General features: G+C 57.1%; 21 protein-coding genes and 1 pseudogene. 11 read left to right on the plus strand and 11 right to left on the minus strand.

All coding sequences use genetic code 11. The features are described 5' to 3' along the window. The 4 genes from AO242_RS00690 to aroC form a co-directional block, all read right to left on the minus strand. Positions 1–549: a 1,2-dihydroxy-3-keto-5-methylthiopentene dioxygenase gene (locus AO242_RS00690; protein WP_027898889.1), complete on the minus strand. Its 549-nt coding sequence runs from the start codon at positions 547–549 to the stop codon at positions 1–3. Between the two features lie 82 nt (positions 550–631). Then, positions 632–1246: a methylthioribulose 1-phosphate dehydratase gene (locus AO242_RS00695; RefSeq protein ID WP_099267301.1), complete on the minus strand. Its 615-nt coding sequence runs from the start codon at positions 1244–1246 to the stop codon at positions 632–634. Beyond that, on the minus strand, positions 1243–2406 hold the full coding sequence (locus AO242_RS00700) for an MFS transporter (protein WP_099267302.1): 1164 nt from the start codon (positions 2404–2406) through the stop codon (positions 1243–1245). Before AO242_RS00700 ends, AO242_RS00695 begins: the two co-directional genes overlap by 4 nt. A 36-nt stretch (positions 2407–2442) precedes the next feature. Beyond that, on the minus strand, positions 2443–3534 hold the full coding sequence (gene aroC / locus AO242_RS00705) for a chorismate synthase (protein WP_099267303.1): 1092 nt from the start codon (positions 3532–3534) through the stop codon (positions 2443–2445). A gap of 143 nt (positions 3535–3677) precedes the next feature. On the opposite strand from aroC, the gene AO242_RS00710 reads away from it, so the two are divergent. Together AO242_RS00710 and AO242_RS00715 are read left to right on the plus strand one after the other, a co-directional pair. Further along, positions 3678–4637 (plus strand): alpha/beta hydrolase, encoded by a 960-nt coding sequence (locus AO242_RS00710; RefSeq protein ID WP_099267304.1) that lies wholly within the window; start codon positions 3678–3680, stop codon positions 4635–4637. A 116-nt stretch (positions 4638–4753) separates the two neighbouring features. Next, entirely contained in the window at positions 4754–5557 is an 804-nt protein-coding gene (locus tag AO242_RS00715) for a hypothetical protein (protein ID WP_099267305.1), read from the plus strand. Between the two features lie 63 nt (positions 5558–5620). Here the strand turns inward: AO242_RS00715 and prmB are convergent, their stop codons facing one another. After that, positions 5621–6529, minus strand: a complete 909-nt coding sequence (gene prmB, locus AO242_RS00720; protein ID WP_099267306.1) for a 50S ribosomal protein L3 N(5)-glutamine methyltransferase — start codon at positions 6527–6529, stop codon at positions 5621–5623. A gap of 260 nt (positions 6530–6789) precedes the next feature. Here prmB and AO242_RS00725 point away from each other — a divergent pair, with 260 nt between their 5' ends. The 3 genes from AO242_RS00725 (at position 6790) to AO242_RS00735 (ending at position 8722) form a co-directional block, all read left to right on the plus strand. Next, complete coding sequence (locus AO242_RS00725; RefSeq protein WP_099267307.1) at positions 6790–7380, plus strand: cysteine hydrolase family protein; 591 nt, start codon at positions 6790–6792, stop codon at positions 7378–7380. A gap of 234 nt (positions 7381–7614) precedes the next feature. Further along, positions 7615–7935 carry a hypothetical protein gene (locus tag AO242_RS00730; RefSeq protein WP_099267308.1) on the plus strand — a complete coding sequence of 107 codons (321 nt, stop codon included), beginning with the start codon at positions 7615–7617 and terminating at the stop codon, positions 7933–7935. 229 nt (positions 7936–8164) lie between these two features. Then, entirely contained in the window at positions 8165–8722 is a 558-nt protein-coding gene (locus AO242_RS00735) for a Smr/MutS family protein (protein ID WP_027898898.1), read from the plus strand. Between the two features lie 33 nt (positions 8723–8755). On the opposite strand, the gene AO242_RS00740 is transcribed toward AO242_RS00735, so the two are convergent. After that, the gene (locus AO242_RS00740; RefSeq protein ID WP_122395631.1) at positions 8756–8944 is read right to left on the minus strand and encodes a hypothetical protein; all 189 of its coding nucleotides are present in this window, start codon (positions 8942–8944) and stop codon (positions 8756–8758) included. Positions 8945–9135: 191 nt separating this feature from the next. Between AO242_RS00740 and AO242_RS00745 the strand changes: the two genes are divergently transcribed. The 4 genes from AO242_RS00745 (at position 9136) to AO242_RS00760 (ending at position 11004) form a co-directional block, all read left to right on the plus strand. Beyond that, positions 9136–9414, plus strand: a complete 279-nt coding sequence (locus tag AO242_RS00745; RefSeq protein ID WP_027898899.1) for a type II toxin-antitoxin system RelE/ParE family toxin — start codon at positions 9136–9138, stop codon at positions 9412–9414. Between the two features lie 8 nt (positions 9415–9422). Next, positions 9423–9734 (plus strand): HigA family addiction module antitoxin, encoded by a 312-nt coding sequence (locus AO242_RS00750; RefSeq protein ID WP_027898900.1) that lies wholly within the window; start codon positions 9423–9425, stop codon positions 9732–9734. 276 nt (positions 9735–10010) lie between these two features. Continuing rightward, positions 10011–10556, plus strand: coding sequence for a GTP cyclohydrolase I FolE (gene folE / locus AO242_RS00755; protein WP_027898901.1), 546 nt, complete (start codon positions 10011–10013; stop codon positions 10554–10556). 76 nt (positions 10557–10632) lie between these two features. Then, positions 10633–11004 carry a glutathione S-transferase N-terminal domain-containing protein gene (locus tag AO242_RS00760; protein WP_027898902.1) on the plus strand — a complete coding sequence of 124 codons (372 nt, stop codon included), beginning with the start codon at positions 10633–10635 and terminating at the stop codon, positions 11002–11004. A gap of 21 nt (positions 11005–11025) precedes the next feature. On the opposite strand, the gene AO242_RS00765 is transcribed toward AO242_RS00760, so the two are convergent. The 3 genes from AO242_RS00765 to AO242_RS00775 all read right to left on the minus strand — a co-directional run bounded on the left by AO242_RS00765 (position 11026) and on the right by AO242_RS00775 (position 13393). Beyond that, positions 11026–11418, minus strand: coding sequence for a lysozyme inhibitor LprI family protein (locus AO242_RS00765; RefSeq protein ID WP_099267309.1), 393 nt, complete (start codon positions 11416–11418; stop codon positions 11026–11028). A gap of 172 nt (positions 11419–11590) precedes the next feature. Next, positions 11591–12193, minus strand: coding sequence for a glutathione S-transferase family protein (locus AO242_RS00770; RefSeq protein ID WP_099267310.1), 603 nt, complete (start codon positions 12191–12193; stop codon positions 11591–11593). 33 nt (positions 12194–12226) lie between these two features. Continuing rightward, positions 12227–13393, minus strand: coding sequence for an aminotransferase-like domain-containing protein (locus tag AO242_RS00775; protein ID WP_099267311.1), 1167 nt, complete (start codon positions 13391–13393; stop codon positions 12227–12229). An 82-nt stretch (positions 13394–13475) separates the two neighbouring features. Here AO242_RS00775 and AO242_RS00780 point away from each other — a divergent pair, with 82 nt between their 5' ends. Then, positions 13476–13946, plus strand: a complete 471-nt coding sequence (locus tag AO242_RS00780; protein WP_099267312.1) for a MarR family winged helix-turn-helix transcriptional regulator — start codon at positions 13476–13478, stop codon at positions 13944–13946. 322 nt (positions 13947–14268) lie between these two features. Further along, positions 14269–15462, plus strand: a complete 1194-nt coding sequence (locus AO242_RS00785; RefSeq protein WP_099267313.1) for a benzoate/H(+) symporter BenE family transporter — start codon at positions 14269–14271, stop codon at positions 15460–15462. A 161-nt stretch (positions 15463–15623) separates the two neighbouring features. Here AO242_RS00785 and AO242_RS30010 read toward each other — a convergent pair whose 3' ends face one another. Then, on the minus strand, positions 15624–16505 hold the full coding sequence (locus AO242_RS30010; RefSeq protein WP_373562185.1) for a methyl-accepting chemotaxis protein: 882 nt from the start codon (positions 16503–16505) through the stop codon (positions 15624–15626). Continuing rightward, positions 16485–17603 (minus strand): annotated as a pseudogene (locus AO242_RS30015) (HAMP domain-containing protein); the annotation flags it as partial. The gene AO242_RS30010 and the pseudogene AO242_RS30015, both read right to left, overlap by 21 nt. Positions 17604–17628: the final 25 nt, after the last annotated feature.

A 17628-nucleotide genomic window follows, 5' to 3' on the forward strand; every position in this document is an offset into this window, starting at 1 on the left:
CTATAAATCGTCAAGCTGCGGAAATAGGCTGGCAATCTTCTCGCCAGTGAAGTTCGCAACCCAGCCCTCAGTATTATTGAACAGGCGGATCGCGACGAAGTGTGGGTTTTCCCCCATGTCGAACCAGTGCGGCGTTCCCGCCGGAACCGAAATAAGGTCGTTCTTTTCGCACAGCACGGCATACACATACTCGCCGATATGCAACGTGAACAAACCACGCCCGGCGACGAAGAAACGTACCTCGTCTTCGGAATGGCGATGCTCATCGAGAAACTTTGCACGCAATTCGGCTTTTTGCGGGTGATCACTATTGAGGCTGATCACATCGACAGTGACGTAACCGCGCTCGGTCATGAGTTTGTCGATTTGCACCCGGTACGCATTGATCACTTCTTCCTGGCTGGCACCCGGGGTAATAGGCGTCGCAGCCTGCCAGCGGTCAAAACCCACGCCGTGCTCGGCCAGGGTCGACGCGATATCCTCGACATGGGTCAGGACTTTATCTGGCTGCTCAGGGCTGGACTGGTGATAAACATACAGGCTGCTCATTGCGGCGCTCCTCGGTTCAGTTAAACCCGGTTGAATATGCCCTGCGACTTTTACAGCTCGTTCAGGCAGAAGGCTAAAAACGTTATCGGTTCAGTATGGCGAGGGTTTTGAGTTCACATTCAAAAAGGAACTCGAACGCCTCGATTTGCCGCAGCGCATCGCTCATCTTCGCGCCCCAGGTATATAAACCATGGCCGCGAATCAGGTAGCCCGCGCAATCAGGGTGCGCATCAAGCCAGGGCTGCACCTTCGCCGCCAGACGCGCAATGTCCTGATCGTTGTCGAAAATAGGAACCACGACCCGGGATTCATGAGTCACGACGCCACTGAAAGCCTTTTGCAGCTCGTAATCCTCAAACACCAAGTGATCGGCCTCGGTCAGACGCGACAATACTGTCGCATTGACCGAGTGGGTGTGCAGCACCGCACCGACTTCCGGCCTGCAACTGTACAGTTGCGTGTGAAGCAAGGTTTCCGCCGATGGCTTTTTGCCGGGTTCCAGGCTGTTACCGTCAAGATCTGTGACCAGCACGTCGTCGATGCCCAACTGGCCCTTGTGTTTGCCCGAGACGGTCAGCAGCACCTCAGTGGCGGAAAGCCGCGCCGAGTAATTACTGCTGGTCGCAGGTGACCAGCCACGACCGTACAGAAAACGACCGGCGTCGATAATTGCCTGACTCAGTTGTTCGCGGCTCATGCCCGCTCCTCTTTCATTCGTGTAGCTGCCATCACAGCAGCGGCCAGCGCCACAGCACTGGCGATAGTAAATGTCCAGCCGGCCCCCAGGAAGTTCCAGGTGTAACCGGAGTAAAGCGCACCCAATGCGCCCCCCGTGCCCGCCAACGCGGCATAAAGCGCCTGGCCCTGACCTTGTTGTTGCGCACCGAAGCTACGTTGCACGAAATGGATGGCAGTGGCGTGAAAACTGCCGAATGTTGCAGCGTGCATTAACTGGGCAAACAGCAACACCACCAGATGATCCGCAAGATTACCCAGCAACAGCCAGCGCAACGCCGCCAGCAGAAAACTGGTCAGGAGCACCTGACGTACCGAGAAACGCTGTAATACCCGGCTCATGGCCATGAACATCAACACTTCCGCGACGACACCAACCGCCCAAAGCATTCCGATCAGGCCGCGACCGTAACCCAACTGCTCCAGATGGAGAGTCAGGAAAGTGTTATACGGCCCGTGACTCATCTGCATGAGCCCGACGCAGGCATAGAAGGCCAGTACGCCGGGTCGAGTCAATTGTCGGAAAAAGCCACCGCTTTCCGGATGCGTCGTCGACAACACCGGCTGAGCATTGGGAATCCACCAACTGCTGATGACAATCGCGGCAATTATCGCGACCAGCACACTGGGAAAATAGTCGAGGCTCACGCTCTCGAATAGCCGTCCCACGCCCACCACCGTCAGGATGAAACCGATGGAGCCCCATAACCGGATCTGGCTGTAACGAGACGTCTGGCCACGCAGATGTGCGAGGGTAATGACTTCGAATTGCGGCAGGATTGCGTGCCAGAAGAAGGCGTGCAGAGCCATGACCATCGCCAGCCAGGCATAGCTTTGCCTGACCAGAATCAGGGAAAGCGCGAGCAAACCACAAATAGCGCCAAGCCGCACGATGACCAGTCGGCGCCCGGTGTAGTCCCCGAGCCACCCCCACACATTCGGCGCAAGACAACGCATCAGCATCGGGATCGCGACCAGTTCACCAATGCGCGCGCTGGAGAATCCGAGATGGCTGAAATACAACGGCAGAAAAGGTGCTGTAGAGCCGAGCAAGGCGAAGTAGAAAACGTAAAAACTGGACAGCCGCCAATAAGGCAGCTGTCCAGCCGGGGGGTGCGTCACGTCAACAGACCCTGGCAGCGGCAACGCCTTCGGGCATTACAGTTGACCCAGCACAGGCGTAGTCACCCGAACATCGGCATTCTGACCGCGATGACGTAACAGATGATCCAGCAACACGATGGCCATCATGGCTTCGGCAATAGGCGTGGCACGGATCCCGACGCACGGGTCATGGCGGCCCTTGGTGATCACGTCCACCGGATTGCCGTGAACATCAATGGAGTGTCCTGGCGTAGTGATGCTGGAGGTCGGTTTGAGTGCCAGGTGCGCCACAATTGGCTGACCTGAGGAAATACCGCCAAGAATCCCGCCGGAATTGTTCGACAGGAAACCCGCGGGCGACAGCTCGTCGCGGTGCTCGGTGCCGCGTTGGGCGACACTGGCAAAACCGGCGCCGATTTCCACACCCTTGACGGCGTTGATGCTCATCAACGCGTGAGCCAGATCGGCATCCAGACGGTCGAACACCGGCTCGCCCAGCCCCGGCATAACGCCATCGGCAACAACGGTGATTTTTGCACCGACCGAATCCTGATCACGACGCAACTGGTCCATGTAGGCTTCCAGCTCCGGAACCTTGTCAGGATCGGGGCAGAAAAATGCGTTCTCTTCCACGCAATCCCAGGTTTTGAAGGGAATTTCGATCGGGCCAAGCTGACTCATGTAGCCGCGTACCACGATGCCCATCTTCGCCAGATACTTCTTGGCGATAGCACCGGCCGCGACGCGCATGGCCGTTTCCCGTGCCGAGCTGCGGCCGCCGCCGCGATAATCGCGAACGCCGTATTTGTGGTGATAGGTGTAATCGGCGTGGGCCGGGCGGAACTGAGCCTGGATGGCCGAGTAATCCTTGGACTTCTGATCAGTATTGCGAATCAGCAAACCAATGGAGGTGCCGGTGGTTTTGCCTTCGAAAACACCCGAGAGGATTTCCACCTCATCGGCTTCCTGACGCTGGGTCGTGTGGCGGCTGGTGCCGGGCTTGCGCCGATCCAGATCGACTTGCAGGTCTTGCAGCGACAGCTCAAGGCCCGGCGGGCAGCCGTCAACGATAGCAACCAGCGCCGGACCATGGCTTTCGCCGGCAGTGGTGACAGTGAACAGCTTGCCGAAGGTGTTGCCGGACATGCGGACGCTCCGATAAATCAGCGAAAAAACCAGGTCGATATAAACAAGCCCGCCAGTATACGCAGGCTGCTCGTGTAGTTCATCCTCGAACCTTATCCGTCTGGCCGCGTCCAATCGGCATCCCATCAGATAGTGGCCCAACGATGTTACGCGTTATCGCTTTGATCCTTCCCTTGCTCACCGGGCTTGCTCACGCTGCCACCCCATCCGTCCTGCAGCGCCCTATCGTTCTGCAGACCGCGACGGGTGAGCTGTCCGGCACCTTATTACTGCCCAAATCCACCTCTCCCGTACCGGTGGTGTTGATCATTGCTGGCTCTGGCCCGACTGATCGCGATGGCAATAACCCCGACGGCGGGCGCAACGACAGCATGAAACTTCTGGCGCGCACCCTCGCCAGACACAACATCGCCAGCGTGCGTTATGACAAACGCGGCGTCGCCGCGAGCAAGGCCGCTACTCCTGATGAGCGCAATCTGAGCATCGAGGCTTATGTAGCCGACGCAGAAGCCTGGGGCCAGAAACTCAAGACTGACCCGCGTCTGGGTCAGTTGATCCTGCTGGGTCACAGCGAGGGCGCACTGGTTGCATCACTGGCGGCTGAAAAAGCCGGTGCCGCTGCGGTGATCTCGGTAGCCGGTACAGGTCGTCCGGTGGATGAAGTATTGCGTGAGCAACTGCAAGAGCGCCTGCCTCCGCCTCTGCTGCTGCGCAGCAATCAATTGATCGATGAAATCAAGGCGGGCAAGACCGACAACGATGTTCCGGACGAGCTGGAAGTTGTATTCCGCCCGAGTGTTCAGCCGTATCTGATTTCGTTGTTCCGCCAGGCCCCGGCTGCCGCGTTCGGCAAATTGAAAGTTCCAGCGCTTATCATCCAGGGTCGAAACGATATCCAGGTCGGTGTCGGCGATGCAGAGCTGTTGAAGCAAGCCAAACCCGATGCCGAACTGGCCCTGATCGAGGGCATGAACCACGTGTTGCGCATCGTACCGAACGACATCAAGCAGCAACTCGAGTCCTACAAAAACCCGCAACTGCCGCTGTCCAGCGAGCTTTCCAAACGGATTCTGCGCTTTATCGAAGCCCTTCCAGCAGCGTGACCTGGAAAATTGGCGTCAGGAATTATGGCGCCCCTTCAGTACCGGGGAAAACGGCCGATAGCTGATTGCTGGCTCTGTGTTTGCTGCACAGGGTCAAGGACAGGATCGCCGTGAACATGACTGAAACGAACGCGTTACCCGAAATCACTGAAAACACTCCAGTCGCCGAAGCGGAAGCGCCGGCGCCTGCGCAGCTGTGGGACGAAGTCAAGCCAGAGCATTTTGTAATGCTGCGCTTGGCCCCGCTGCAGACCGACCGGGCCACGGGTGGCCGGCCGTTGCGCTTTGTCCAGTTTGGCCGTGCCGAGCGCCATAGCAAAGAGGTGAGCCTGCTGCGCCTGAGCATCCAGTTGCCGGGGCAACGGGTGCGGCGCGAACAGAACCATCTGGATGTCTGGGTCGATCACGAAAAACACATCGTGCGCTTCGGACCGGACTCAGGCCTGCAAATCGAGCCGTGGAACCGTGGCATCGGCCGTTTTCTGATCGCTCAGGGCATTCACTGGGCGCAGAAAAAATGGTCGACCTATAAAGTCGAGAGCTTTGCCTTGCCGAGCAAGGACGGGCTCAACGAAGACACCCGCCTGCGCCGCGATCATTTCCTGAAAACCCAGGGCTTCGAAGTCGCCTACGCCGACGCACAGCATATGAAAGGCAGCTTCAAGGAAGTCCAGGTCGGCAACCTGCACAGCACCTGGAACAACGACAAGATTCAGATCATCGAGATTCTCGAAGCTTCACAGATGCTGGAAAACGCCGAGAAGAAGATGATCGAGCAAGAAGTTGCGATCCGTCAGCATGAAGATCGCGTCGGCAAATACAAGCGTGAAGACAGTGGCCTGCGCTTCACTATTGCCTGCCTGGTGACCTTTGCAGTGTTCCAGGCCGGATTGCTGATCTGGATTGCAACCCACCGCTAGTCTTCAAAACTGAATAGCTCTCAAACTGAAGGCGCTCATCGCGAGCGCCTTCAGCCTGATCAGTCAGACCCGTGATTCAAACAGCGCCTGATGCTCCCGGCACTGGGCAGCGCTGAGCATGAACACGCCATGACCACCGCGCATGAAATCCAGCCAGGCGAACTCAACTTCCGGGTACAACGCCTGGACGTGAACCTGACTATTACCCACCTCAACGATCAATAGACCTTTTTCGGTCAAATGATTTGCTGCCTGGCTCAACATCCGGCGCACCAGATTAAGACCGTCACTGCCACAGGCCAGGGCCAGTTCCGGCTCGTGCTGGTATTCATCCGGCATGTCTGCGAAATCTTCGGAATCGACATAAGGCGGGTTGGAGACGATCAGGTCAAAACGCTGACCCGGCAGGCCGTCAAAGCCGTCGCCCTGAACGGTGTAAACCCTGTGATCAACGCCGTGACGCTCGATGTTCTGGTTGGCAACTTCCAGTGCTTCAAAAGACAAATCAGCCAGCACCACTTCGGCGTCCGGGAACTCGTCGGCACAGGCAATACCGATACAGCCGGAGCCAGTGCACAGGTCGAGAATGCGCGCCGGTTCGTCAGCCAGCCAAGGAGCAAAGTGGTTTTCGATCAGCTCGGCAATGGGTGAACGGGGGATCAGCACACGCTCATCAACAATGAACGACATGCCGCAGAACCATGCTTCGCCCAGCAGGTACGGCGTTGGTACGCGCCCATCAATGCGGCGAGAGATCAGGCGCTGCAGCTCCGAAATCTCATCAAGCTCCAGACGGCAATCCAGATAGCTGTCGGCAATCTCCCAAGGCAGGTGCAATGCGCCCAACACTAGCTGGCGTGCCTCGTCCCAGGCATTGTCAGTTCCATGACCGAAAAACAGGTCTTCCTGGTGAAAGCGACTGACCGCCCAACGGATATGGTCGCGCACGGTGCGCAAGCGGGATGTGATCACGGGGGGAAGCTCCTTGGAATACGTCTTGGGATTCTAGCAGCCATGACTGCAACACACGATGCCCGAGTGCCATTAGCGACCCGGCTCACGTTCGACGATGGTTTTGGATACGTGGCATTTCAATCAAGGCATAATGCTCACCGCCCAGATCGATCAACGCCGCTACAGGCCAGAGAAACCGGAGCTTCTCACCGTCGCCATTCCCAGAACCGTTCAGGCGGAGGAGAATGACGCAAAAGCCCCACACAAAGGAGCCCCAGATGTCCGATCCAAAGACCATGTTTCAACTCAGCGGCCGAGGCTATGCAGCGGCCACTTTGAGTAATGCCACGCTGATCATTATTGATGCCCAGAAAGAATACCTCAGCGGCCCGCTGGCCCTGACCGGCGTTAACGAAGCAGCCGCCAACATCTGCAAACTAGTTGCGGCGGCCCGTGCCGGCAAATGCCCGGTTGTGCACATCCGCCACCTCGGCACTGTCGGTGGCTTGTTCGACCCGCAAGGTGAGCGCGGTGAGTTCATGCCTGAGTTGAAGCCACTGGAAGACGAACGCGTCGTTGAAAAACGTCTGCCCAACGCTTTCAACGGCACCGGCCTTGACGACTTGTTGCAAAGCCTTGGTCATCTGGACCTTATTGTTTGCGGCTTCATGAGCCATTCGAGTATCAGCACGACCGTACGGGCGGCGAAGGATTACGGCTATCGTTGCACGCTGGTAGACGACGCCTGTGCGACGCGAGACCTGCCAAGCCCCGACGGAGTCGTCAGCGCCTACATTGTTCATCGCACTGAAATGGCGATCATGAACGATAACTTCGCGACCCTGGCACTCACCAAAGACTTGATCTGAACCACTAGAAACCAGCCCAGACTCCTCCTGCCCGGCCAAGAGCCTTACAGCTCCGCGCAGGCGTGCACCACGCCTCGCGGCTGTCCTACGCCATTCCCTGTATTCGCGGTTATGTGACGCTGTTCACATTACCGCCTATCCAATAATACCCGTCATTTGCCCTGAATCCTCTGCCTGCGGGAACCAGCCGCCGCCTGTCCGGGTCAGACCCCGATACTCTGGAGGAAAATCGGAATGAAAGTATCCGACGGTTTTGACGCCCGTCGCCTGCGTCCAAAAGGATCGGGCAATTGGGGCGTGCGCATTGGTTCGGCCATTGCTGCCCTGTTGGCGACTTTCGGCGTGTTGCTGGCAATGGCGGGTGTTTCCAGCCTGATTGGTCGGCCCCAGGTGCTGGGTGAACTTAATGCCAGCCCGCTGGGCACAGCGCTTGTTGTATTAAGTGGCTTGTTGGTGCTCTACGTTGGCATCTGGCTATGGCGTCGCTGCCGCGTGGGTAGTCGTCGCAAGAATGGCTTGAACATGTCGCCGCACTTGATGAAAAAGCAGGATTGAATGCGAGCTCATTTGAGCTTGGCAGGACTGGCTTAGCCGGGAGAACACTATTCCTGCCGGTAGATACCCTGCGAATGTCCAGCCCCCTCTCCCGGCTGAAGCCGGTCCTACAATAAATCGCGTCATGTCAGTGACTTTTGCGGGAGCAGAACCGGGTTGCCAAAAGCGGCGTTTTAATCCCGCCGCGGACCGCGACTTGGTTAAACTAGCCCCCTTCGCGGAGGCTGACATGCAAGACGACGATTTTTCCCTGTTCAAAAACGAGTTACGCGGCGTTAAGCCCATCAAGCAAGAATATGCCGATGTAGGCAAACCCAAGACCGACCGTAAACTCCTGGCCAGACTGCGTCAGTCCGCGACGGTGCGCACCGATTCGGTGACAGTCGATGGGTTGTCTGATCAGTTCGTGATCGATGTCGGGCCGGAAGATGTGTTGAGCTGGTCCCGCGATGGCGTGCAGGAAGGCCAGATGCGCAAGCTGAAGCTCGGGCAGATCAGCTTCGAGGGCAGTCTGGATTTGCATGGCATGACGGTCGAGGTCGCACGGGAAACCCTTTGGGAGTTTCTCGCTGAGGCCACCAAACTGGAAGTCCGCTGCGTACGTGTCACTCATGGCAAGGCTGTGCGACTGGACGGCAAGCGCCCGATGATCAAAAGCCACGTCAACACCTGGCTGCGGCAACATCCTCAAGTGCTGGGTTTCTGTTCGTGCCAGGCAAAACACGGCGGCGCGGGAGCGGTTTACGTGATTCTCAAGCGGACCATGATGGAAGGTCGCGACGAGTAATCCGTCGCAACCTGAATGAAAAACCGGGGCGAGTTACGGACGACCGCCCGGACCGCCGCCACCTGGACCACCGCGGTCGCCACCTTCATAGTGACCGCCACCGCCGCCATGCCCGCCACCACCATGACCGCCGGGTCCACCTGGACCCCAAAACGGCCAGCAGCCTGAAACCGTAGACAGCACTGCAACCACCATTGCCACTTTTACCATTCGACCAAACATCACTTCACTCTCTCATGCGACAGGTATTTGTTACCTGCTCATTCAGACAGCGTGTGAGGGGTAATTTCTGTCGCCGGTTGGTAGGGACTTGGTAAGCGACTGGATACAATCGCGCTCCGTCTGAGATGCCGCTTGATAAATGATCGTGCAGCTATATACTCAACCTTAACGAATAACGTTAAGCATTACAGATGATTCAGAGTTTTCGCTGCATCGATACCCAGGCACTGTTTGAAACTGGCAAGACCAGACGTTGGAGCGGGTTAAAGAATGTAGCAGAACGAAAGCTCGCGATGCTCGATGCCGCAACGGCGCTGAAAGATCTCAAGTCGCCCCCCGGAAATAGACTGGAGGAGCTTCATGGAGACAGAGAGGGTCAGCACAGCATACGCATCAACGCTCAGTTCAGAGTCTGCTTCATATGGGGCAGCAATGGACCGGAACATGTAGAAATTGTTGACTATCACTGAGGTGAACCATGCATAAGAACGGCATGCGCCCGATACATCCGGGAGAAATTCTCAAAGAGGAATTTCTTGAACCGCTGGGGGTGACCCCCGCTGCACTCGCCCGCGCCCTTCATGTCTCTGCTCCGACAGTCAACGATATTGTCAGAGAGCGGCGCAATATCAGTGCAGATGTTGCATTGCGTCTGGCAACGGCACTCGGCACATCTGCGCAGTTCTGGCTCAACCTTCAAGCCTCCTACGACCTGCGTAAAGCAGAGATCGAGAAAGGCGAAGAAATCTACCGTGATGTTCACCTTCTCGACTGCTGTGCCTTCAGCTAAAGAAACCTGAACGATCAGGCCGCTGTAGCGCCAATATGCCCTTCTGTAATAGACGGCAATACAACTACGGTCATACCTACGCTACTATGGGCGGCCTGACAGAAAAAGCTCGGCGCCAGCCTGGGCAAAGCGGGCAAATACCGCTATCGATTTATACCATCGCAGAACTCCGGCACTGGCTGGGGCGAGATCGGGCAACTCGAATAGAGCTTGATTGGTACAAATTGGTACGACCCGACATGGTACCTATCTGAAAACTTTATGGAATCAACCCCTGTGACACTGGAACAGAACTACACCGCGATCCTTGGCCAACTGGGGGAAGACGTTTCCCGCGAAGGTCTGCTCGACACCCCCAAGCGTGCTGCCAAGGCAATGCAGTATCTGTGTCGCGGTTATGAACAAACGCTGGAAGAGGTTACCAACGGTGCCCTCTTCAGCTCCGACGCCAGCGAAATGGTGATGGTCAAGGACATCGAGTTGTATTCGTTGTGCGAGCATCACCTGCTGCCGTTCATTGGCAAGGCGCACGTCGCCTACATCCCCAATGGCAAGGTGCTGGGTCTGTCCAAGGTCGCGCGCATTGTGGACATGTATGCCCGCCGCCTGCAGATCCAGGAAAACCTCAGCCGCCAGATCGCGGAAGCAATAATGCAAGTGACCGGCGCACTGGGCGTTGCAGTAGTGATCGAAGCCAAACACATGTGCATGATGATGCGCGGTGTCGAAAAGCAGAACTCGTCGATGATCACCTCAGTGATGCTCGGTGAATTCCGCAACAACGCTGCTACCCGCAGCGAGTTCCTCAGCCTCATCAAGTGACCGACGCCCTGCCCGGCTGATCACTCGCCGGGCCTTGGGCGATACGTTCCCGCCTGTTTCTCGCGAGGTCTTTTACGTGTTTATAAAAGCATTGAGGGTTGGCCTTGGCCAACTGGTCATCTTCATCGACTTCATCACCCGTCCGGCGAAGAAAAAACGCACGCCCGAAGCTCAGGCGGCTGTCGAGCAGTCAGCAAAGAATCTCAGCCTGTATCAGTTCAATGCCTGCCCGTTCTGCGTCAAAACCCGTCGTACCCTGCACAAGCTCAACGTCCCGGTTGCGCTGCGTGATGCAAAAAACAACGAACAGGATCGCGAGACACTGCTCAATGAAGGCGGCAAGATCAAAGTGCCCTGCCTGCGCATCGAGGAAGATGGCAAGACCACCTGGATGTATGAGTCCAAAGTGATAATTGATTACCTGAATCAGCGCTTCGCAGCGATCTGATTCAACGGCGCACGCCCGACATCAGTTCGGGCAGCCTTCCTGACGGCACGCCGCATACTGTTTCAGCTGCTCGACGCGCACTCTGGTCTGCTCTGCCAGACACCGGGATTGCAGCAGCGGCCACATCGAGCCGGAATCCTCAGCCTTGCCTGCCTGATACATACAATCCGCATCACGGAAAGCAATCCACTTCTGCTGCGCAGCCTTGAACGCCTGCTTCTTCTCGGGCGTCTGCAAGTACGCTATTTGTGCCTTGTATTGTTTGTTCAGCTCCGCATCCAGCGTTGCCAGTTGCTGACCTGCGCAACGATTCATCGCAGCCTGGCTGGCATCACAGTCTGTGTTTTGTGCCGAAGCAGAGCAGCCAATACCCAGCGCCATGAACATCAGCACCGCCATCATTGAAAAGCGCATCGGGAACTCCTTTCCTTAAAGTCGTTGTTATCGGGCTACGGGGCCGCTCCCGAAGGGCGCGCAGACTAAATGCCTGTGCTGACACAGCCAAGTGATTTCAGCTGTGCTAAAACAATCGGACATAAAAAAGCCGGTCATGTTGCATGACCGGCTTTTCAGGTGTCCGTCGCGATCAGTCCAGCATGCCCACATAGCCAGGTTGCGCCTTCACCCGCTCAAGCCATTGCTCGATGCCAGGGTATGGCGTCAGGTCGAAACCGCCCTGATGGGCAACATGGGTGTAGGCATACAACGCAATGTCTGCGATGGAAAAGTGATCGCCCACCAGAAACGGCGTACGTTTCAGCTGCTGCTCCATCACCGCGAGGGCGCGGTAGCCAGCCTTGTGCAACGAACGATATTCCTCGAGACGCTCTTCAGGCAGCCCCAGATAAAACTGGATAAACCGCGCGACTGCGATGCTCGGCTCATGGCTGTACTGCTCGAAGAACTGCCATTGCAGCACTTGCGTGCGCAGTCGCGGTTCGCTCGGCAGGTACTGGCTGCCATCGGCGAGGAAATTGAGGATCGCATTGGATTCCCACAGGCAGGTGCCGTCCTCAAGCTCCAGTACCGGAATCTTGCCGTTGGGGTTCTTCTCCAGAAACGCTGCGGTCTGGGTTTCACCCTTGAGAATATCCACCGGCACCCAGTGATACTCGACGCCCAGCAGGTTGAGCATCAGCTTGATCTTGTAGCAGTTGCCCGATTTGTAATCGCCGTAAACCTTGTACATACCCGTCCCCTTGAATTCTCTTGATGCCCGCAGCTAAGCGGCTCGTTCCAACCGGGCCTGACGCACGACCGCCGCCAATCGCTTCAGGCCCTCGTCGAGACGGGCTGGATCAATGTGGCTGAAGTTGAGCCTTAGATAACCATGGTTGGCATCTGGATCGGCAAAAAACGGCTCCCCCGGCATAAACGCAACATCCTGCCTGAGCGCTTTGTCGAGCAGAGTCCGTGTATCCATTGGTTGCTTGAGCGTCAGCCAGAAAAACAAACCACCTTGCGGGCTGTTCCAGTCAGCTATATCGGCAAAATGTCGTTTTAGTGCAGCCTCAAATGCATCCCGCCGCTGACGGTAGAAAGTCTGCAACTCAGACAAGTGTTCGCGGTAGTGCTCGGTACCGATCCATTGCAGGGCCTGCCACTGGCCTAAACGGTTGGTGTGCAGATCGGCAGACTGCTTCAAACGCAGCAAATGCGGGAACAGATCAGGACTGGCAATCAGGTAGCCGACCCGCAAACCTGGCAACAGGGTTTTCGACACAGTACCGGTGTAGATCCAGCTGGCTTTTTGCAAACGGCTGGCGATGGGCTTGGCACTGCCGCCATCAAACGTCAGATCGCGATAGGGTTCGTCTTCGATCAAGGTCACGCCGAATTCATCGAGCAGGGCAGCCACGGCCACACGACTGGCTTCGCTGTAACGCACTGCGGAAGGATTCTGGAAAGTCGGAATCAGATAGGCGAACGCAGGCTGGTGTTGCTCCAGTTGCTGTCGCAAGGCCTGCAAATCCGGGCCATCGGTTTGCAGCGGCACTGTCAGGCAATCAGCACCGAACAACTGGAAAATCTGCAACGCCGCCAGGTATGTCGGTGCTTCGAGCACGATCTGCGTGCCTTTGTCGATGTACAGCTTGGCCGCCAGATCCAGCGTCTGCTGCGAGCCACTGACGATCAACACCTGACTGGCGTCGCACTGCAGGCCGATCGCTCGCGCCTCAGCAGCCAGGGCTTCGCGCAAGCCAGGCTCGCCTTCACTCATGCCGTATTGGCCAAGCGCAACAGGCATGTCCGCCCACTCCACTTTGGGCAGCATGGCTTCGGCTGGCAGGCCACCGGCGAACGACATGACTTCCGGACGCTGGGCCGCAGCAAGGATTTCACGAATCAGAGAACTTTTAAGCCGGGACACGCGTTCAGAGAAAGCCATTGAGATCACCGCTAGCCGAAGTAATTGGAAATAAGTCAAACTGGTTGACCGAAATTACGACGCCAGACATAGATACGTCAATATGCTTGACCTTAAAAATTCCGCATCCCAACAAGCCGCCATGGAAGCTTTTTTCTTCGGCTATCAGGCATTCACGGCAAAAGCTGACGAAATGCTCGCCCGACGAGGCTTCAGCCGCGTGCATCAGCGCATCGTATTTTTCATTGCCCGCTACCCCGATTTGAGCGTTAAAGAGCTGCTCGGCGTGCTCGGTGTAAGCAAGCAGGCACTCAATGCGCCGCTGCGCCAACTGATCGCCATGGATCTTGTACACGGCACCGCCCCCGACAGCGACAAGCGCAAACGCTTGCTGGGTCTGACCGAAGAAGGCTTGAAGTTCGAACAGGCTTTGCGGCGCGAACAAGTGAAGTTGTTGCAGCGCGTTTTTGCCGAGGCGGGTCTTGAAGCTGTTGACGGCTGGCTGCAGGTCAACGAAGCACTGGGCAGGACGCTACAGAATGGCGCCCGGCCTGCTTCTCGTGAGGAGGATTGAAAACCTGACATCGGCTCCTATCGGACAAAACATAAATAATTGAATAGATGCGATTTTTATGGGGGAGATTCTATGTTCACCTGGGATTCCGTAGGACCTGCTTTAGCCGGGAGAGCGGTATTTCTGACGAGGAATATGTAGTGAACGTCCCGACGCCCTCCCGGCTAAAGCCGGTCCTACGGAATAGCGCGGTCTATGTGGGAGCGAGGCTTGGGCTGCTTCGTAACTGTACTCACGTTTACGAATCCCGCTGTATCGCAACACTTTGATACCAGTACGTTTACGCTTGCGGCCTGCCGTTGCACTGCTCAAGGATGGATTGATGAACGCCTCACCCCTCGCCCGTCTGCGCCCATTGGCCGACACTTCCCCCGCCGCAATCGTCGCTGGTTTTATCGCCATGATGACGGGCTGTACCAGTTCGCTGGTGCTGATGTTCCAGGCAGGCCAGGCAGCCGGGCTGACCAGTGCGCAGATATCTTCGTGGATCTGGGCATTGTTCGTCGGTATGGCGGTGTGCAGCATCGGTCTTTCCTTGCGCTATCGGACCCCCATCACCGTGGCTTGGTCGACCCCCGGCGCAGCTTTGCTGATCACCAGCCTGGGCGGAGTGGCGTATCCAGAAGCCATCGGTGCGTTTATCACCAGTGCAGTGCTGGTCATCATTTGCGGGGTAACCGGCAGCTTTGACCGACTGGTAAAAAAGCTTCCCGCCTCTCTGGCTGCGGCGTTACTGGCCGGCATTCTGTTCAAGATCGGCAGCGAAATCTTCGTCGCCGCCCAACACCGCACCGCGCTGGTATTGGGGATGTTCTTCACCTACCTGCTGATCAAACGGATATCGCCACGCTACGCGGTACTGGCTGCACTCCTCGTGGGTACTGCGCTGTCAGGCTGGTTGGGTTTGCTGGACTTCAGCGGCTTTACGCTGGAGGTCTCGATGCCGGTCTGGACGACGCCAGAGTTTTCTCTGGCGGCAACGGTGAGCATCGGCATTCCGCTGTTTGTGGTGGCCATGACGTCACAGAACATGCCGGGCATCGCCGTGTTGCGTGCTGACGGTTACCACGTACCGGCCTCGCCGCTGATTTCAGTCACCGGTATCGCGTCATTGTTGCTGGCACCGTTCGGTTCCCACGGGCTCAATCTGGCCGCCATCAGCGCGGCCATCTGCACCAGCACCCACGCTCACGAGGACCGCGACAAGCGTTACACGGCGGCCATCTGGTGCGGAATCTTCTACGCCATTGCCGCCATCTACGGCGGAGCGTTGGCGGCGCTTTTCGGTGCGTTCCCCAAGGAACTGGTGCTGTCGATAGCCGCTTTGGCGTTGTTCGGCTCGATCATCAACGGCCTGACCGTTGCGATGAACGAACCCAGGGAGCGCGAAGCGGCACTGATCACCTTCATGGTGACGGCGTCAGGCCTGACCCTGCTTTCAATTGGATCGGCGTTCTGGGGGATTGTGGCGGGGGTTGTGACGATGCTGATCCTGAATGGGACGTCGCGTCGGTAGAAGCAGGTCGCTTCACAAATACATCTACCGGGTTCAAAGATGATCCTGCGCCACAAACAAGTGGTCTGTAGGAGCTGCCGAAGGCTGCGATGGCGGTGCATCAGACTAAGTTCTCGCAGCCTTCGGCAGCTCCTACGGGCCAATAAAGATTCAGTGTCACCCTACAACCTGAAATGCCCAACCATCCCCTTGAGCTCGGTCCCAAGTGATGCAAGCTCAGTACTCGAGGCTGCATTGCCCCGCATGGCCAGGGCGGACTGGTCGGCGCTGGCGCGAATATTAGTGACGCTGCGATTGATCTCTTCGGCGACCGACGCCTGTTGTTCTGCCGCTGCAGCAATTTGCTGGTTCATCTGCTGGATCATCGAAACCGCCGCAGCAATGCTGCCCAACGCGCTTTCGGTTTGCAGCGCATCGCTGACCGCAAGCCTGACCAGTTCACCACTGCTCTGGATTTGTGCCACGGAGGCTGAAGCACCACTGCGAAGGCTGCTGACGAGTCGTTCGATTTCCTCAGTGGATTGCTGAGTTCGCCTGGCCAGCGCTCTTACCTCGTCGGCAACCACGGCAAAGCCCCTGCCCTGCTCACCTGCGCGCGCGGCTTCGATAGCCGCATTCAGCGCCAATAGATTGGTCTGTTCGGCCACGCTTTTAATGACCCCAAGCACCGTGCCGATGTTCTGGATCTCGTTGCTCAGGTTTTCAATGCTGTCGATGGCCGACGCAGAAGAACTGGCCAATTGTTCAATGCGCTGCAGACTCTGACGCACCACTGTCTGACCGCTGTCGACCTTTTCATCAGCGCTCTGCGCGGCAAGCGCGGCTTGTTCAGCATTGCGGGCGACGTCATGCACAGTTGCCGTCATCTGGTTCATGGCCGTCGCGACCTGCTCGGTCTCTTCCTGCTGATGACTGACTTCGCGATTAGTCTGCTCAGTGACAGCCGAAAGAGAATGCGCAGAACTGGCCAACTGATCGATACCTGCCTGCAGACCGCTGACGATGCCACTCAGGCCAGCCCCCATTTGCTGCATGGCGAGCATCAGTTGTCCGATTTCATCCTTGCGCCGTACGTCGATACTACCGCTCAGGTCCCCCGCAGCAATACGTTGCGCAGTGGCAATGACGCTGCGCAACGGGTGAACGATCAGGCGAGTGATCAACAGCGAAGCCATCACACCCACCAACAAGGCCACCACCGATGAGCCGATGATCTGCAACGTGTTCGTGGTGAGTTGCGCCTGCATCGACTGATCTTCGGCGGCGTAAGCCTGCTTCACTTGCTCGACGACCTGCGTGGCGTTGGCAGCCAGTTGCAGTGATACCTTGGCTTCGCTGTCGAGCAGGTCGGTGTATTCACTCAGTTTTTCAGTGAAATTGACGATATGCGTACTGACTTCGCCCAACACAGTCTGGTAGCCCTCGTCCTTGACGACACCTTTGAGCTCCTCGACCAACGCCTTGGCATCATCCGCCTTCGTGATTTTGCCAGTCTTGACCTCGTCACCCGAGCCTGTCTTGCGGCTTTTATCGAGACGCACCCGGGCCTCGTCCATTGCCTGCATCATCAATTTTGAGACCTGGCTGACCTGATTGGCCTGCTCGATGAACTCCGAACCCTGCTCGCCCTTCGACTGTTTGAGCCCATAGGCGCCGTCATCCGCCAGCCCGGACTGTAGAACATCCAGATTGTTGGCGACGCTAGAGACGGACCAACTGGCCATTTCCAGCGCAATGTCCTTGCTTTGGCTGATATCGACGAACTGATCGAAGGACCTGCGATAAGCCCCCAATGTCTGCTGGACCTCGGTCATGCGTGACTCGCTGGCGGGGGACTGACTTTTCAATTGCTCAGCCAGTGCATTCAACTCATCAACGCCAACATGCAGTTGCTCAACGATCTTCGGATCACTGCGCAGCGCGTATTCCTGCTCCAGCAACCTGACCTTGAGGAGCCCGCTGTTCAGGGAAGACATCTGGTTAAGGCCATCGAAGTGAGCGCTGATGCTTTTCAGCGACCAGACACCAATAGCGGCCACCAGCGCGGTCAGCAGCAAAACCAGCGTGAAACCCACGCCGAGTTTCTTTGCCATCCCAAGGTTGGCAACGCGAGCTTGCATGGCCGAAATCATAGCGCTCATCTCCGTTCGATCACTCAAGGCGTTC

The sequence above is a fragment of the Pseudomonas sp. ICMP 561 genome (genome assembly GCF_002699985.1).
GTDB lineage: Bacteria > Pseudomonadota > Gammaproteobacteria > Pseudomonadales > Pseudomonadaceae > Aquipseudomonas > Aquipseudomonas quasicaspiana.

Excerpts from the sequence above, each read along its gene's own strand:
- AO242_RS00690 (WP_027898889.1), bottom strand. The coding sequence starts at position 549 with ATGAGCAGCCTGTATGTTTATCACCAGTCCAGCCCTGAGCAGCCAGAT.
- AO242_RS00695 (WP_099267301.1), bottom strand. The coding sequence starts at position 1,246 with ATGAGCCGCGAACAACTGAGTCAGGCAATTATCGACGCCGGTCGTTTT.
- aroC (WP_099267303.1), bottom strand. The coding sequence starts at position 3,534 with ATGTCCGGCAACACCTTCGGCAAGCTGTTCACTGTCACCACTGCCGGC.
- AO242_RS00710 (WP_099267304.1), top strand. The coding sequence starts at position 3,678 with ATGTTACGCGTTATCGCTTTGATCCTTCCCTTGCTCACCGGGCTTGCT.
- AO242_RS00715 (WP_099267305.1), top strand. The coding sequence starts at position 4,754 with ATGACTGAAACGAACGCGTTACCCGAAATCACTGAAAACACTCCAGTC.
- AO242_RS00725 (WP_099267307.1), top strand. The coding sequence starts at position 6,790 with ATGTCCGATCCAAAGACCATGTTTCAACTCAGCGGCCGAGGCTATGCA.
- AO242_RS00730 (WP_099267308.1), top strand. The coding sequence starts at position 7,615 with ATGAAAGTATCCGACGGTTTTGACGCCCGTCGCCTGCGTCCAAAAGGA.
- AO242_RS00735 (WP_027898898.1), top strand. The coding sequence starts at position 8,165 with ATGCAAGACGACGATTTTTCCCTGTTCAAAAACGAGTTACGCGGCGTT.
- AO242_RS00740 (WP_122395631.1), bottom strand. The coding sequence starts at position 8,944 with ATGTTTGGTCGAATGGTAAAAGTGGCAATGGTGGTTGCAGTGCTGTCT.
- AO242_RS00745 (WP_027898899.1), top strand. The coding sequence starts at position 9,136 with ATGATTCAGAGTTTTCGCTGCATCGATACCCAGGCACTGTTTGAAACT.
- AO242_RS00750 (WP_027898900.1), top strand. The coding sequence starts at position 9,423 with ATGCATAAGAACGGCATGCGCCCGATACATCCGGGAGAAATTCTCAAA.
- AO242_RS00765 (WP_099267309.1), bottom strand. The coding sequence starts at position 11,418 with ATGCGCTTTTCAATGATGGCGGTGCTGATGTTCATGGCGCTGGGTATT.
- AO242_RS00770 (WP_099267310.1), bottom strand. The coding sequence starts at position 12,193 with ATGTACAAGGTTTACGGCGATTACAAATCGGGCAACTGCTACAAGATC.
- AO242_RS00775 (WP_099267311.1), bottom strand. The coding sequence starts at position 13,393 with ATGGCTTTCTCTGAACGCGTGTCCCGGCTTAAAAGTTCTCTGATTCGT.
- AO242_RS00780 (WP_099267312.1), top strand. The coding sequence starts at position 13,476 with ATGCTTGACCTTAAAAATTCCGCATCCCAACAAGCCGCCATGGAAGCT.
- AO242_RS00785 (WP_099267313.1), top strand. The coding sequence starts at position 14,269 with ATGAACGCCTCACCCCTCGCCCGTCTGCGCCCATTGGCCGACACTTCC.
- AO242_RS30010 (WP_373562185.1), bottom strand. The coding sequence starts at position 16,505 with ATGCTCGCCATGCAGCAAATGGGGGCTGGCCTGAGTGGCATCGTCAGC.